This is a genomic window from Janthinobacterium sp. FW305-129 (genome assembly GCF_020858115.1).
Lineage (GTDB): Bacteria > Pseudomonadota > Gammaproteobacteria > Burkholderiales > Burkholderiaceae_D > Janthinobacterium.
This window is the reverse complement of sequence record NZ_JACYMM010000004.1, coordinates 469,432-485,144: the sequence shown is the minus strand read 5'-3', so window position 1 is coordinate 485,144 and position 15,713 is coordinate 469,432. Positions and strand designations below refer to the sequence as shown.

General features: G+C 67.4%; 11 protein-coding genes. 4 read left to right on the top strand and 7 right to left on the bottom strand.

The window, feature by feature from the left end:
- The coding region (locus IGS61_RS11080) for a YDG domain-containing protein (RefSeq protein ID WP_230539632.1) at nt 1-1,249 on the top strand (1,249 nt) is incomplete at its 5' end.
- Nucleotides 1,250-1,292: 43 nt separating this feature from the next.
- Here IGS61_RS11080 and IGS61_RS11075 read toward each other — a convergent pair.
- Together IGS61_RS11075 and IGS61_RS11070 are read right to left on the bottom strand one after the other, a co-directional pair.
- Nucleotides 1,293-2,234: a DMT family transporter gene (locus tag IGS61_RS11075; protein ID WP_230539631.1), complete on the bottom strand. Its 942-nt coding sequence runs from the start codon at nt 2,232-2,234 to the stop codon at nt 1,293-1,295.
- 89 nt (nt 2,235-2,323) lie between these two features.
- The gene (locus IGS61_RS11070; protein WP_230539630.1) at nt 2,324-3,355 is read right to left on the bottom strand and encodes a LacI family DNA-binding transcriptional regulator; all 1,032 of its coding nucleotides are present in this window, start codon (nt 3,353-3,355) and stop codon (nt 2,324-2,326) included.
- A 115-nt stretch (nt 3,356-3,470) separates the two neighbouring features.
- Between IGS61_RS11070 and IGS61_RS11065 the strand changes: the two genes are divergently transcribed.
- Nucleotides 3,471-4,661, top strand: a complete 1,191-nt coding sequence (locus tag IGS61_RS11065) for a phytanoyl-CoA dioxygenase family protein (protein ID WP_230539629.1) — start codon at nt 3,471-3,473, stop codon at nt 4,659-4,661.
- Nucleotides 4,662-4,672: 11 nt separating this feature from the next.
- Here the strand turns inward: IGS61_RS11065 and IGS61_RS11060 are convergent, their stop codons facing one another.
- Nucleotides 4,673-6,679 carry a glycoside hydrolase family 3 protein gene (locus IGS61_RS11060; protein ID WP_230539628.1) on the bottom strand — a complete coding sequence of 669 codons (2,007 nt, stop codon included), beginning with the start codon at nt 6,677-6,679 and terminating at the stop codon, nt 4,673-4,675.
- A 229-nt stretch (nt 6,680-6,908) separates the two neighbouring features.
- Here IGS61_RS11060 and IGS61_RS11055 point away from each other — a divergent pair, with 229 nt between their 5' ends.
- Nucleotides 6,909-7,946, top strand: a complete 1,038-nt coding sequence (locus IGS61_RS11055; protein ID WP_230539627.1) for a helix-turn-helix transcriptional regulator — start codon at nt 6,909-6,911, stop codon at nt 7,944-7,946.
- A gap of 210 nt (nt 7,947-8,156) precedes the next feature.
- Here IGS61_RS11055 and IGS61_RS11050 read toward each other — a convergent pair whose 3' ends face one another.
- The 3 genes from IGS61_RS11050 to IGS61_RS11040 all read right to left on the bottom strand — a co-directional run bounded on the left by IGS61_RS11050 (nt 8,157) and on the right by IGS61_RS11040 (nt 13,025).
- A complete protein-coding gene (locus IGS61_RS11050; protein ID WP_230539626.1) occupies nt 8,157-11,219 on the bottom strand; it encodes an efflux RND transporter permease subunit in 3,063 nt (1,020 codons plus the stop codon).
- The gene (locus IGS61_RS11045) at nt 11,216-12,322 is read right to left on the bottom strand and encodes an efflux RND transporter periplasmic adaptor subunit (protein WP_230539625.1); all 1,107 of its coding nucleotides are present in this window, start codon (nt 12,320-12,322) and stop codon (nt 11,216-11,218) included. The genes IGS61_RS11050 and IGS61_RS11045 overlap by 4 nt, the downstream gene beginning before the upstream one ends.
- A gap of 82 nt (nt 12,323-12,404) precedes the next feature.
- Nucleotides 12,405-13,025 carry a TetR/AcrR family transcriptional regulator gene (locus IGS61_RS11040; protein WP_230539624.1) on the bottom strand — a complete coding sequence of 207 codons (621 nt, stop codon included), beginning with the start codon at nt 13,023-13,025 and terminating at the stop codon, nt 12,405-12,407.
- Between the two features lie 93 nt (nt 13,026-13,118).
- Here IGS61_RS11040 and IGS61_RS11035 point away from each other — a divergent pair, with 93 nt between their 5' ends.
- Entirely contained in the window at nt 13,119-14,591 is a 1,473-nt protein-coding gene (locus tag IGS61_RS11035; protein ID WP_230539623.1) for an efflux transporter outer membrane subunit, read from the top strand.
- Nucleotides 14,592-14,605: 14 nt separating this feature from the next.
- Here the strand turns inward: IGS61_RS11035 and IGS61_RS11030 are convergent, their stop codons facing one another.
- Nucleotides 14,606-15,697: a porin gene (locus tag IGS61_RS11030; RefSeq protein ID WP_230539622.1), complete on the bottom strand. Its 1,092-nt coding sequence runs from the start codon at nt 15,695-15,697 to the stop codon at nt 14,606-14,608.
- Between the last annotated feature and the right edge of the window lie 16 nt (nt 15,698-15,713).

Sequence of the window (15,713 nt, the reverse complement as noted above, 5' to 3'; positions counted from 1 at the left end):
CTACGACACGACGCGCAACGCCCTGATCACGGGCACGCCCACCGTGCAGGCGCTCGGCAGCGACGTGGTCACCATCATGGGCACGGGCACGGGCCTGTTCGCCGACAAGAACGCGGGCGTCAACAAGGCCGTCACCGTCAGCGGCTACACGACGGAAGACGGCAACTACCTGCTGCAGCAGCCGGCGGGCCTGACGGCCACCATCACGCCGGCCGTGCTGCAGGTGAGCGGCTTGAGCCTGGCGGCGCCCAAGACCTACGACGGCACGCGCGGCGTGGCGCTATCCGGCACCCCGGTGGTGTCGGGCTTCGAGGGTGAAACCGTCACCGTGGGCGGGAATGGCAGCGGCCAGTTCGCCGACAAGAATGTGGGCAAGGGCAAGGCCATCACCCTGGCCGGCTATACCTCCAGCGACAGCAACTACGCCATCGGCCAGCAAACTGGCCTGGCGGGCGATATCACTCCGGCCCAGGTCGCTGTGACAGGCGTTCACGCCAACAACAAGACGTTCGACGGCAATGCCGTGGCCAGCCTGGGCGGCACGGCGGTCATCAATGTCTTCGGCGAGGACGACGTCGCCCTCGCCGGCACGCCTGGCGCCAGCTTTGCCGATGCCACTGCCGGCAAGGCCAAGCCGGTCAGCGTCAACGGCTATGCGCTGGCGGGGGCGGATGCGGCCAACTACACCCTGAGCCAGCCGCAGGGCCTCAGCGCGGACATCCTCGATGCCGCCGTCCAGGTGCCGCCGCCCGTCGTCGTGCCCGTGCCACCGTTGCCGGCCTTGCCGCTGGCGCAGCAGCGCGTGGCGCCCGGCCTGAGCATGCCGCCGCTGGGGGACCTGCCGTCCGCGGACGCCGGCTTGAGCAGCACGCCACCGGCCCTTCCCGCCCTGGCAGCCGGCACGGTGCTCAAGCTGACCAGCACACCCGGCATCAGCGTGTCGCTGGTAAGGCCAGCGTCGCTGCAGCAGAATGGCGCAATCGCCGTCTCGATACCGAAGGAGATCGCCGATGCAGGCAATGGTTTCGGCTTCCCGCTGCCGGCGCAGATCGTCGAAGCGGCCGCTGTCAACCGCGTGCCCGTGCAGGCGACCCTGGCCGATGGCGCGCCGCTGCCGGCGTGGATCAGCTACAACGCCGACAGCAAGACCTTTGCCGTCACCCGCCTGCCGGACGGCGCGCTGCCACTGCAAGTCTTGCTGATCCTGGGCAGCCAGCGCGCGATGATGGTGATCGCGGAAGTCCAGTAAGACTCAGCGCGCCGGAGGGCGGCGCTGGCCGCCCTCGCGTCCGTCAAGCCCCGGCCTCCTGCCGTGCATGCGCATGCACGGACCACAGCACGCCCGCCGTCAGCAAGAACATCGCCGCCCACTCCAGCAGGCGCGGCATGCGCTGCGCGTAGACGAAGCCGTACAGCAGCGCGAACAGGGTCTCCGACAGGATCAGCTGCCCCGACAAGGTCACCGGCACCAGGCGCGACGCCAGGTTCCACAGGTAGTTGCCGATCACGGAAGCGCCCAGCGCCAGCAGCAGGCACACAAGCCAGAAGCGGGGCCAGTCGCGCGCCGGGGCGTCATCGGCGCCACTTGCCTGCTGCAGCGCCAGCATCACGGCGCCCACGGCCAGCGCGATGACGCCGCTGGCCAGGCCATACAGCATGGCCCACTCCACGGAGCTGACATGCGCGTGGCGCTTGAGGAAGCGGGCGTTGTCGAGCGCATACCAGGTCCAGCAGGCGAGCGCGCCGATGGCGCACAGCACGCCGGCCAGCTTGCGCGCCAGGCTGGCGCCGTCCGCGCCGCCCGCATGGCTGAAGATATCGCCATTGATGCAGGCGATGCCCGCGGCCACCGCCAGCAGCGGCCAGGCCAGGCGGCGCAGCGGTAGCGCGCCATGATCCTTGCGGCCGACAATCGTCACGCTCAGGGGCAGTAAACCAATGATCAGCGAAGTGGGCGCCACGCCGGCCAGCTTAACGCCATACGCCAGCAGCAGGTAATACACGACGTTGCCGGCCAGCGCCTGGCGCAGCATGGCCAGCCAGTCGCCGCGCCGCAAGCGCCGCAGCAGGGGCAGGAGGCGCGGCAGCATCAGCCCGGCCGCCAGCGCACCGTAACAGACGTAGCGGCCCACCATCAGCTCGACCGGAGAAAAATCCGGCAGCAGGACGGGCACAATGAAAACGGCGCCCCAGAAGGCGCCGGCCAGCAAACCAGATACGATCCCACGCCACATGCCGCCATACCCTCGTCATCGTTGAAGGACGCCAGTATGGCATGCGGCGCGCACTGCCGTCAGCCCCGGGCCAGCAAGCCGGGCGGCCGTCAATTCAGGGCCGGCAGATTCCACGGCGTGACGATCTGGATGGCGGACAGCGGCTGCGGCTGCGCCAGGGCCGGCAGCGCGCCCTGCGCCCGCAACACCTCCTGGCAGGCGCGCCGCATGTCCTGGCCCAGGTCGTGGTGCAGCACCGCGTGGATGGCGCCCGCGCGCAGCAGCGCCACATTGTCCGCGTCGAGGTCGTGGCCGATGAAGACCTGGCAAAGCCGGCCCGCCTGCGCGAACGCCTGCACGATGGCGGCATTGCCGCCGCCGATCGAATACACGGCGGCGATGCCCGGGTGCGCGGCCAGGGCTTCGCGCACCAGCGCTCCCGTGGCGCCGTCGATGCCGTGGCCCTCGCTCACTTCGACGATGGACAAGTGGCGGTGCCGTTCGCGCAGGGCGCGGCGAAAGCCGATCTCGCGCTCTTCCTCGCCATGAAAGCGGTTGCTGCTCAGGGTCACCAGCACCTGCTGTCTTTTCCGGCTGCCCAGCCACTGGCCGACCAGGTAGGCGGCCGTCTCGCCCGCCGCGCGGTTGTCCATGCCCACATAGCTGCGGCGCGCGGAGGACGGCAAGTCCGTCACCAGCGTCACCACGGGGATGCCGGCCGCCGCCAGCCGGTTCACCGCTTCCGCCACTGCTGGCAAGTCCGGTGCTTTCAGCAGCACGCCGTGGCTGCCGTTCTTGCGGATGCGCTCGAGCAGGCCGACGATGCCGCCCACGTCCAGCGTTTCATGCAGGTGAAAGCGCGAGCGCAGCACGGCCGGATGCAGCGACGGCAACTCGCCCTCCAGCGCGGCGCGCACGGCGTCCGTAAAGCGGCGCGGCGCCACCATCAGCACGTCAAGCATGAATTTTCTGCCGGACAGGCCCACCTGCGTGCTTTGCCGCGCCAGCTCGTCGAGCGCCTGCATCACGCGGCGCACCGTATTGGCGTGCACGCCCCCGCGCTGCTTGATGACGCGGTCGACCGTGGCCACGCTGACGCCGGCCTGCAGCGCCACGACCTTGACGGGGAAAGGATGCGTCATGCCATATCCATTTTAAGGAATTGATGGTTTTTTGATGGATTTCTTGATGATAAATGCGGATTTTCATCCCTATACTGATTCTACAACTTATTTTTACAACATCAGGAGACACCGCATGCCCACCACCGCCACCGCCGCGCCGCCCGCCCCCTACTGGCTGACGCCGAAACACTGCGACCTGCAGGACTTCATCCGCACCGTCAGCCTATCCACGGCGCTGGCCGACTATCCCCACGCCGCTGCGGTGGAAGAAAACATCCTCGTCTACGACTGCGACCAGGTGCGCGCACTGGCCGGCAAGCCGCTGGCTTTGCGCGCGCTGCAGGCCGAATGGGGCCAGGCGCTGATGGACGGGCCCGGCGTCATCGTACTGAAACGCGCCGTCATCGACATGGAGACGCTGGAACAGGTGAGTCGCGTGTTTCACGCGCTGATCGCCGAACAGCATGCCAGCGGCCAGGCGGCCGGCGACCATTTCGCCAAACCTGGCGCGAATGACCGCATCTGGAATGCCCAGCAAAAGCTGTGCCTGCGCGCGCCCGATGCCTTTGCGCGCTATTACGCCAATCCCGTCTTTGCGTGGATCGCCGAGGCCTGGCTCGGTCCCGCCTACCAGATGACGGCGCAAGTGAACGTCGTCAACCCGGGCGGAGCCGCGCAGGCGCCGCACCGCGACTACCACCTGGGCTTTCAGAGCGCCGCCGCCTGCGCCGCCTACCCGGCGCCCGTACACCAGATGTCGGCCCTTTTGACCTTGCAGGGCGCAGTCGCCCATTGCGACATGCCGCTGGACTCCGGCCCCACCTTGTACCTGCCCGGCTCGCAGCGCTACCGCGCCGGTTTTCTCGCCTGGCAGCAGCGGCCGTTCCGCGACTATTTTGCGCAGCATTGCGTGCAGCTGCCCCTGTCGAAAGGCGACGCCGTGTTCTTCAATCCCGCCCTGTTCCACGCGGCCGGGCATAACCGCTCGCCCGATATCCGCCGCATGGCCAAGCTGCTGCAAGTGTCGTCGCCGTTCGGGCGCGCCATGGAAACGCTGGACCGCCGCGCCATGAGCGCGGCCCTGTATCCGGCCCTGCAGGCGCTGCGCGCGCAGGGCGCCCTGGATGATCTTGGCGTCGGCCACGCGATCGCCGCCTGTGCCGAAGGCTATGCCTTCCCCAGCAACCTGGACCGCGACCAGCCCATCGACGGCATGGCGCCGCCCACGCAGCAGCAGCTGATGCGCGAAGCGCTGGCGCAAGACTGGCCGCTGGCGCGCTTTATCGACGCCCTGGACAGCCATGCCTGGCGCCAGCAAGCCTGAACAGCAGCGTTTTAGTACCCCAGCCCGTAACCGAACTTGTACAGCGGATGGGCCGTGTCATACGGCACGTCCGATTTCTGCACCTGCACTTCGGCCATCGACGACGGCAGCTCGAACGGCAGCTTGCCTTGCGGCTTGGCCTTGCCCGTCAGGACGTCGAACAGCGCGCCGTCGCTCACGCCGAAGTTGGCGAGGATGGCGCTGGCCTTGTCCTGCACGTTGCCGAGGATGGCCGGGCGGTCCAGGTACACGGTGACCACCGTCTTCGGCGCATACTTGGCCGCGTTCTTGATCGCCTCGTAGTCGGCATTGCCGTCGACGTAATCGAGGCGGCCCTCGTGCTGCATGCTGCCGAAGATGTAGTTCGGGTGCAGGGTTTCATACGGCGCGGCCACGCGCAGCAGGGCCACGTCCGCTTCCTGCGGCGTGGCGACCACCGTGTAGCCATACTGCCGCGCCACGGCCGCATCGATGCCGTACAGGTAGACCTTCTTGACGGTGGCGGCCAGCGGCAAGACCTTGTCCTTGTTTTCCAGCAAGACGAGCGAGCGGCGCTGGGCCTCCAGGCCCGCTTCGACGAATTCCGCCTTGCCCACCGTGCTGGCCGCCTTGGCCGCATCGACGAACGGATGCTCGAACAGGCCCTGCTTGAATTTCTGGATCAGGATGCGCCGCGCCGAGGCGTTGATGCGCGCTTCCGTCAGTTGGCCACGCTGCACGGCTTGCGTCAGATACGGCGCTTCCGTCACGCCGCCAAACTGGTCCATCCCCGCCGTCACGGCTTTTACATAACGCTCGGCCTTGGTGGCGTCTTCCATGCCCCACGGCGTGCCGAAGCCGATGAAGGAAGGCGCCACACCAGGCGCCGTGCCGTTGCGGCAGTTGGCGTCGCAGTCGGACGTGATGCCCCAGTCGGACAGGATCACGCCCTCGAAACCGTATTTTCCGCGCAGCAGATCCGTCAGCATGGTCTTGCTGAAGCCGGCCGCCACTTGCTCCAAAGTGATGCCGTCGATGGTGATATTGCCATCCGGCAAGGCGTAGGTCGGCATGACGGAAGCCGCCTTCGCCGTGAACGCTCCTTCGAACGGCTTGACGTGATAGGCGAAGTTATTGCCAGGGTAGGTCATGTAGCGGCCATAGTAATTGTGGCCGTCGTAGCCCTCTTTCGTGGCGCCATAGCCGACCCAGTGCTTGACGACGGCCACCACGCTGCCGTCATGCAAGCCCGTATTGCCGTCCTGGAAACCTTCGATATAGTGCTGCACCATGCGCCTGGCCAAGTCGGCGTCTTCGCCAAAGGTGCCGTTGATGCGCGACCAGCGCGGCTCGGTGGCCAGGTCCGCCTGCGGTGACAGCGCCTGCGTGATGCCGACGGCCAGGTATTCCTGGCGCGCGATGTCGCCGAAGCGGCGCACCAGCGCATCGTCGCCGATGGCGGCCAGGCCCAGGGTTTCCGGCCACTGCGAGAAACCCTTGGTACCGGCACTGGCGCCCACCGTGTACTGGAAATGGTGGCGCGGGTCCGTGCTGATGGAGACGGGAATTCCGTGGCGCGAGGTTTCGCTCAGCGCCTGTACCTTGTTGTACTGGGCCGCCATATTCGCCGTGTCGCCAGCCATGCGGGTAATGAAGGTGTTGACGTACTGCTTGACGATCAGGTCCTGCAGGGCCGTGAGGTCATACGCGCCGCCCAGGCCGATGCCGGAAGGGTCGGACACGGTGGGCGCCGTGCCGTGCATCATCAGGCCCGCCTTTTCATCGAGGCTCATGCGCGACAACAGGTCGTCGGCGCGCGCCTCGGCCGGCAGGCGCCAGTCTTCGTACGGGTCGATCTTGCCGTTGCGGTTCATATCCTTGAAGGTATAGCCGTCGACTTTCAACTGGGTGTAGCTGGTGGCGCCGAATACGGGCTGCGTGTATTGCTCGCTGCTGGTGTCGTTGCCGCAGGCGGCCAGGGCAAGCGTGGCGACGCAGCCGGCGACCACGCGGGCCATCGGTTTCAAAGTGCAATTCATCATTATCTCCAAGACTGTTTTTGTAGGTATCAAGGCGCGACAGCAAGGCCGGCCGAAAACAATATAGCGTGAGAATGCGTGAGTTTCTTGACCGCGCAGCACGCGTTTTATACCCGCGAGAACAATTTTTGGTTAAGCGCCACGATAACCAACAATTTCCTACAAAGTGCTAATATTTGTGAAAAATTACTACAACAAGCAGAATAAGCAGAATAAGCAGGAGACAGCCTTGCACAAACCCGACACGCGCACGGTTTCGAACCGCATTGCGCAGCAATGCGCGCGCGCCATGCAGGCCGACGGCCACGCCCCCGCCGACTTTTTCCGCCAGACGGGCATCACGCCGGCGCAGCTGGAGGAGCCGGGCGGCCGCATCAACGCCGAGCGGCACCGCCGCATGACGGCCTACGCCCAGCAACTGCCGCAGCACCGCGGCTTGCTCGACCTGGACGTGACGCACTGGTTCGCGCATTACTCGGGCATCGCCCACGTCTGCTTCAACCGCCCCACCCTGCGCAGCGCGCTGCACGAGCTGCTGCACTTGCGGGGCCTGATCGGCGAATTCGACTTCATGCTGATGAGTGAGAATGGGACGCGCATCGAGATCGAATACCTGTCCGAGTTTTGCCCGCTGGGGGGCGCCATGCAGGCGCTGGCCAATTTCCGCATGCTGTCGCTGGTGGCGCGCGCCTACGACGATGGCGCCGCCACGGCTTTCCATGCCGGCTTCCAGGGCAAGGCGCCGTGGTTCGCGCCAGCCATTGCCGAGTGCTTCGGCGCCGCCGCCACTTTCGGCCAGGCGCGCAATACCCTGACCTTCAACGCGCCAGCGCTGGACCGGCCCTTCGCCCAGTTCAACGCCATGCTGGCGCCGCACGCGCTGCGGCACGCACAGGGACAATTGCAGCAGCTGCAGGGGGCGCAGCTGTTTTCGGCCCGCGTGGAGCAGGCGATCATCGATTTGCTGGGCCGGCAAGGCGCCGGGGACGCCGACGGCGCCGCGCTGCTGCCGGCCCTGTGCGACGGCCTGGCGATGAACCGCTGGACCTTGCAGCGCCAGCTGCAGCAGGAGCAGACCTCGTTCCGCGCACTGGAACTGCGCGCGAAAAGCCGCGAATCGCGCCGTTTGCTGCGCGAAACGAGCCTGAGCGTGGTGGAAATCGGCGAGCGCCTGGGCTTTTCCTCGCAAAGCGCGTTCACCCGCTTCTTCAAGACCCAGTTCGCGCTGCCGCCGGCGCGCTACCGGCAGGATGCCGCCGGAGCCTAGAGAAAGAGACAAGCAACAAGAAACAAAAAACAAAAAACAAGCAAGCCACGAAACGGCCCAAGTCAGAAAGACAGGCTCCCCGGGCCAAGCGGACCTGAAAAATGCCGAGGGCAAGGCGCGGCGACGCAGACAGTACGCCAGTACGGCAAGGAAGCCGCAACGCCGCCATCGGCATTTTCTCAGGCCCGCGTCTCCGGCCCGCTATTCAAGCTATACAGCCTGCGGCCGTATCCGGAACCAGATCGCATACATGGCCGGCAAGAACACCAGGGTCAGCACCGTGCCGGCAAACGTGCCGCCGATCAGGGTGTAAGCCAAGGTGCCCCAGAAGACCGAATGGGTCAGCGGAATGAAGGCCAGGATGGCCGCCAGCGCAGTGAGGATCACGGGACGCGCGCGCTGCACGGTCGCTTCGACCACGGCGTCGAACGGCGCCAGGCCGGCCGCCTCGTTCTGGTGGATCTGGCCGATCAGGATCAGGGTATTGCGCATCAAAATGCCCGACAGCGCGATCAGGCCGACCAGCGCATTGATGCCGAACGGCTGCTGGAACAGCAGCAAGGTGGGCACGACGCCGATCAGGCCCAATGGGCTGGTCAGGAACACCATCACCATCGCCGAGATCGAGCGCACCTGCAGGATGATCATCAGCAAGGTCAGCGCCAGCATGATGGGGAACAATGGCAGCATGGCTTGCGTTGCCTTGGCCGATTCCTCGATGGAGCCGGCCTGCTCGATGCGGTAGCTCGCTGGCAGCTTGTCAATGATGGGCCGCAGCTGCGCCGTGATGGCACCCGAGACGTCGGGCGGCTGCATGCCGTCGGCGATGTCGCCGCGCACGGTGATCGTCGGCTGGCGGTCGCGCCGGCGCATCACGGGTTCTTCCCAGCGCACCTCGACGCTGCCCACCTGCGACAGCGCGATGCGTTCGCCGTTGGCACCGGCCAGGGTCAGATCGGCAATACGCGCCGGATCCAGCCGCACGTCGCCGGCCGCGCGCGCCACCACCTGCACCGTGCGGATATCTTCGCGCACGGCGGTGACGGGCACGCCGCTGAGCAGGAACTGCAGCTGCTGCGCCACCGCGGCCGACGTCAGTCCCATCGCCTGCAAGCGCTCCTGCTGCAGGCTGAAATGCAGGGTGGGCGTGCGCGTGCCCCAGTCGGTATTGACGGTACGCATAATCGGGCTGGCCTGCATCACGCGCCGCACCTCGCCGGCGATGCCGCGCAACACCTCGGGATCGGGGCCGCTGACCCGGTAGGCGACGGGAAACGGCGAATACGGGCCGAACACCAGTTGCGTGACGCGCACGCGCGCCTCCGGCGCCAGGCCGGCGGCAACGGCCACGCGCAAGCGCTGCTTGAGACTGTCGCGCGCCTGCTGGCTGTCGGTGCGCACGACGATCTTGGCAAACGAAGGATCGGGCAATTCCGGCCCCATCGCCAGATAAAAGCGCGGCGCGCCCTGGCCCACATAGGCCGTTACGATCTTCGCCTCGGGCTGGCGAGCCAGCCAGGCTTCCACTTTCGCCGCCGCGCCGCTGGTCTGCCCGATCGCGCTGCCGTAAGGCAGCTGCACTTCGATCAGCACTTCAGGACGGTCGGAGATGGGGAAGAACTGCTTCTTGACGACGGCCATGCCCAGCACGGCCAGCACGAACAGGCCGATCACGGTGCAGAACACCAGCCATTTGCGGGCGATCACGCGCCCCAGCAAGCGGCGAAAGCGGTGGTAGCGCGGCGTGCCGTACAGCGCGTCATGGCCGCCGGCGACTTTTTTCAGCTCGGGCAGCAGCTTGACGCCCAGGTAGGGCGTAAACACGACCGCCACCACCCATGAAGCGATCAGCGCGATGCCGACGATCCAGAACATATTGCTCGTGTATTCGCCGGCGCTGGAGCGGGCAAAGCCGTTGGGCATGAAGCCGACGGCCGTCACCAGGGTACCCGCCAGCATCGGTGCGGCCGTATGGCTCCAGGCATAGGCGGAGGCGGCGATGCGGCTGTAGCCCTCCTCCATTTTCACGACCATCATTTCGATGGCGATGATGGCGTCGTCCACCAGCAGGCCGAGGCCCAGGATCAGGGAACCGAGGGTGATGCGGTCGAAGTTCTTGCCCGTCGCGGCCATCACGATGAACACGACGGCCAGGGTCAGCGGCACGGCGGCGGCCACCACGATGCCGACGCGCCAGCCCATGCTGATAAAGCACACCAGCATCACCACCAGCAGCGCGGCGAGGAACTTGAGCATGAATTCGTCGACGGCCGCGCTGATATTGACGGACTGGTCGGTGACCTTGGCCAGGCTCATGCCCAGCGGCATGGCGGCACCGATGGCCGTCACTTCCCCATCCAGCGCCTTGCCCAGATCCAGCCCGTTCCAGCCGTCGCGCATGACCACACCCAGCAACAGCGCCGGCTCGCCGCCGTTGCGCACCATGAAGCTGGCCGGGTCTACCTGGCCACGGCGTACGGTGGCGATATCGGACAGGGCCAAGGTGCGCCCCTGCACCACCACCGGCGTATCGCGGATCTTTTGCAGCGCGTCAAGCGCGCCGTCGAGGCGGATGGTCACTTGCGGCCCCCGTGTTTCGACCGAGCCGGCCGGCGTGAGGACATTCTGGCCGTGCAGCGCCGCGAACACGTCCTGCGCCCGCACGCCCAGGGTAGCCAGACGTTCCTGCGACAACTCCACGTAGATGCGCTCGGCCTGCTCGCCGATGATATTGACCTTTTTGACGCCCGGCACGTGCAGCAGCCGCTGGCGCAAGGTTTCCGCCTCGCGCACCAGCAGGCGCTGCGGCTCGCCTTTGGCTTTCAGCGCATATAGGGCAAAGGTGACGTCCGCGTATTCGTCATCGATCATGGGGCCGATCACGCCGGCCGGCAGATTGGCCGCCTCGTCACCGGCCTTCTTGCGCGCCTGGTAGAACTCGGCCTGCACCTGCCCGGGCGGCGTGCCGTCGAGCAGGGTCAGGGTGGTAAACGCCAGGCCGGGCGTGGTGTAGGTCTCGGCCCGTTCGTACCAGCGCAGCTCCTGCAGGCGCTTTTCGATCTTGTCGGCTACCTGGTCCTGCATTTCGCGCGCGCTGGCGCCAGGCCAGGCGGTGACGATGGTCATCACCTTGACCGTGAAGGCCGGGTCTTCCGCGCGCCCCAGCTTGAAGAACGACAGCAGGCCGGCCAGCGAAATGAGGCAGATCAGGAACAGGGTGACGGAACGCTCGCGCACGGCCAGCGCCGACAGGTTGAAGCCCGCCGCGCTCATGGATGCGCTCCCGCGCCGGCGGCCGCTGGCACCGGTTCGACCCTGACCCGCTCCCCCTGGTGCAGCAGATGGGCGCCCAGCGCGACGATGCGTTCGCCCGCCTTCAGGCCGCTGACGTCGGCGCGGTCATCGTGCAACCCGTGCACCTTCACCGGCCGCCAGGCCACTTGCGCCGGCGCACCGGCGATCACCCACACGCCTGGCCCCTTGCCCGCATCGTGCAGGGCCGCCAGCGGCACTTGCACGGTGCCGCTGGCGGCATGCGCGCCGGGCAGGCGCAGGGTGACGGTGGCGCCCAGCGGTGCGTTTGAGAGCGCCGCGTCGAGCACATAGCGCGCCTCGAAAGTACGCGTTTGCCGGTCCGCCGTCTGCGCCAGCTGGCGCAAGGTCGCCGGCACGCTGGCGCCGGGCCTGCCGAACAGGATGGCCTGGCCCGTGGAGCCGAGCGCGGGACGCACGGTTTCCGGCAGCTGGATCGCCGCTTCGCGCCGGCCGTCATGGGCCAGGCGCACCACCACCTGCCCGGCCGCGACCACCTGGCCCGGTTCGGCCAGGGTGTCCATCACGACACCGTCGGCGTCGGCCAGCAGCAGCGCGTACTGCAGCGCATTGCGCGCCACCCCGGCCAGGGCTTCGGACGCCTTCAATTGGGCGCCGGCCGCGTCAGCCGCCGCCTTTACCTGGTCGTAGTTCGATGCCGAGATGGCGCCGGTGCCGCGCAAGTCGCGGTAGCGCGCTTCCTCGTCCGCCGCCTGGCGCGCGCGGGCGCGGTCGGCCATGACGGACTCCTGCCGCGCCTGCGCCAGCAACTGCAGGTCGTCGGCGTCGAGGCGCATCAATGGCTGGCCACGGCGCACGGCCTGACCGGCGTCGACCAGCCGTTCGCGCACCTTGCCGGCCACGCGAAAACCAAGATCGCTTTGCACGCGCGGCGCGACCACGCCCGTGAAGCTGCGCGTGCCCGCTTCGGCGCCCTGCACCGGGACGGCCCGCACCAGCGGTACGGCCGTGCGCGGATCGGCCTGCGCCTTGTCGGCGCAGGCACTCATGGCCAGGGGCAAGGTGGAGATGACTACAGATGAAGCGAGGCGGCGCCAGCGCATAAGAATCCCATGAATGAGTGATCAGGATTCTCATTCTGGTACCAGTGACCAAATAAGTCAACAGTCACAAATTAATGCGAAGCTATGGCGACAGGCTGCGCAACACCAGGCTGGACAGTTGCAGCACCGCCGTTTCGCTGCTGTCGACGCTGTGTTGCAGCAGCAAGGGATTGACGTAGGGGCGCATCACCAGGTAGATCGCGCTGGCCGTTTCGTCGAGCGGCGTCTTGCGCTCGAAGTCGCCCGTCTTGCGCCCCTGCTGCAAGATATCCTGCAGCAGGGCGCCCATCGCCAGCTCGTAGGCTTGCACGGCAGGCCAGCGCCCGGTGGCGGCCGAGGCGGCGATGTCGTACAGCTTGCGGTCCTGGAAAAACAGCCGCAAGCTGGCTTCGACGCTGGCCCGGAACATGCGCCGCAGCTGCTCCGGCGGCTGGCCGGCCGCCGCCACCGCGCTTCTTACCTCGGTTTCGATCTGGCGCAGGCAGCTGGCGCAGATATGCTCGCCGATGGCTTGCTTGGACTCGAAGAATTTATAGATATAGGCCTTGGAAAAGCCGATCGCCCTGGCCAGGTCGGAGACAGTCGTCTTTTCATAGCCGTAGCGGCTGAAGTAATCGGTGGCGGCGGCAACGATCTGGTCGCGCACGTCGTGGCCGGCGGGGCCGCGTGCCGGGCTTGGTGTATCGGGTGTGGTGGAATTCATGGCGACAGCTTAACGCGCCGCGACGGAATGCACAATAAGTGACCAATATGTATTATAGTCACTCATTATTCTCTTTTGAACTGGAAGACCACCATGCCATTGCCACGCCTGCGCCTCCCCTTTCTGCTGATCGCCGCCGGCCTGGCCGCCACCGGCTGCACTGCTGGCCTGGACTACCGCCGGCCCGAACTGCCGCAAGCGGCGCAGTATCTGCACCAGGCGGCGCTCGGCGCGCGCGAGGGTGCCAACACTGCTGACGCTGCCGAACTGCGGCAGTGGTGGACGGCCTTCGGCGATCCGCGCCTGACCCATGTGGTAACGGTGGCGCTGGCGCAAAACCTCGACCTGGAGCAGGCGCAGGCCAGGGTCAGGCAGGCGCGCGCCGCCACGGATGCGGCCGACGCCGCGCTGCTGCCGTCGGCCAGCATTGGCGGCCAGGCGGCACGTGCCTACCAGTCGGTGCAAACGCCGCTGGGCCAGGTCCTGAACGCCACGCCAGGCTATCAGCGCGCCGGCAGCGCGCGCGAATTGAACCTGCAGGCGTCGTGGGAACTCGACCTGTTCGGCGGCCTGCGCCGCGAACGTGAAGCGGCGCGCGCCGATTACGAGGCCAGCGACGCTGGCTGGGCCGCAACGCGGCTGGCCGTGGCGGCGCAAACGGCGGACCTTTACCTGTCCATCCAGGGCCTGCAGGTGCGGCTCGACCTGGCGCGCCGGCAGGTCGACACCGGCGCGGCGCGGCTGGAACTCACCACGCTGTTATATGACAAGGGATTGGCAAACGAGCCGGCGCTGCGGCAGGCCGAAGCATCGCTGGCGCAGGCGCGCGCCGTCGTTCCCGGCCTGGAAACGGCGCGCGAGGTGGCGCTGCATGCGCTCGACGTGATGCTGGGCGCGGCGCCCGGCACCCATGGCCACGAACTGCCCGCCAACGGCAACATCGCGGCCGCGCCGCGCATCACGGCCGGCGGTGCGCCGGGCGACCTGCTGCGGCGCCGGCCCGACCTGCTCGTAGCCGAGCGGCGCCTGGCCGCGGCGAGCGCACGCACCGGCGCGGCCGTTGCCGAGTACTACCCGAAATTCAATTTTGGCGCCCTATTTGGCAGCGCCACGGCCGGCGGCGCCCTGTTTGCCAGCGGCTCCGGCCAGGCCGCGGGCGTACTCGGCATGCGCTGGCGCCTGTTCGATTTCGGCCGCATCGATGCGCAGATCGAGGCTTCGCGTGGCCAGGAAGCCGAACTGCTGGCGGCCTACCGGCTGGCCGTGCTGCATGCCACGGAAGACGTGGAGAATGCCTGTTCGGCACTGCTCGGATACGAACAGCAGGCAGGTCTGCTGGCGCAGGGCGTCGCTGCGCTGGAGCACGCGCGCGCCTCGGCGCTGGCGGCCTTCCACAAGGGCGCGGCCAGCCGCCACGATGTGCTGCAGGCCGACGCCCGGCTGTTGCAGGCCGAGGATGCGCGCGCCCAGGCGCAAACGGGCGCCGCACGCGCGGCCGTCGCCACCTACAAGGCACTGGGCGGCGGCTGGCAGGCGCCCGCGCCCGCGGCCCTGGCGGCGCGGTAAAGCCGGGACAGCGCTCAGAAGAAGTGGCGCATCCCCGCCATCACGCCGTTCTGCGTGCGCCCCGCGCCCACGGTGCCGCCCGCGTCCAGCGCCACGGCGGCCGCGCCGTCGTTGTCCATGCGGCCGATGGCGGCGTAGATGGCCGTGCGTTTGGACAGGTGATACGTCAGGCGCGCGGTGGCCAGGGTGGCATCGTTCGCACTGTCCTTGATGGCCAGTCTGGCGAGCTGCCCGTCGAGCACCAGCGCGGGGGCCAGCGGATACGCGGCGCCCACATACAGCAGTTGCGAATCGACTGGCCCCGTGGCGGCGCGGATGCTGCGGTCGATCACGCCGCCGCCGATTTTCAGCTGATCAAGCATGGCATAGGCGCTGGCGATCACGCGGCGGTCGAAGTGGCGGCTCGATGTGAGGCCGTTGGCCGCGCCCGCGTTGCCGTACATGATGTCGTACGAGGCCGTGGCGCCATAGCGGCCCGTGTCGTAGCCGAGCAAGGCGGTGATCTGGCGGCAAGCCTTCGCATTGCCCGCCACTTCGCCCGCGCAGCCCGTGGCGGCAGGCCCGCCCGCCGCCGAAGCGTCGCGCCCCAGGCTGTAGGTGGCGCCCACCGTCACGTTCGAGAACGTGCCCAGGTAGCCGATGGCGTTGTCGCTGCGGGCGTTGGGCAGGTACAGATCGAGGCTGCTGATGGAAAACAGGGCCGGACCCATGATGTCGGACTTTTGCGTGGCCCAAAACGACATATTCATTTGCCGCCCCAGCATCAGGCTGCCATAGCGCCCCTTCAGGCCCACCCACGACTGGCGGCCAAACAGTCTCCCGCCCTGCCCCGCGATGCCCGTGTCGACGCCGAAGCCCGATTCCAGCGCAAAGATCGCCTGCAAGCCGCCGCCCAGGTCTTCCACGCCCTTGACGCCGAAGCGCGACGGCAGTGAACCCGTCAGTGTCGGCATTTTCACCTGGCTGTCGCCGGCCGCATTGACATTGCTCGTGTAAGCCACGGAGCTATCGAGCACTCCGTACAGGGTGACGCCGCTTTGCGCGGATGCGGTGCCGCAGGCGCACGCGCCCAGCAGCGCCATGGTGATGGCGTTGATTTTTCTCATGCTTGTCTCCGTTTTT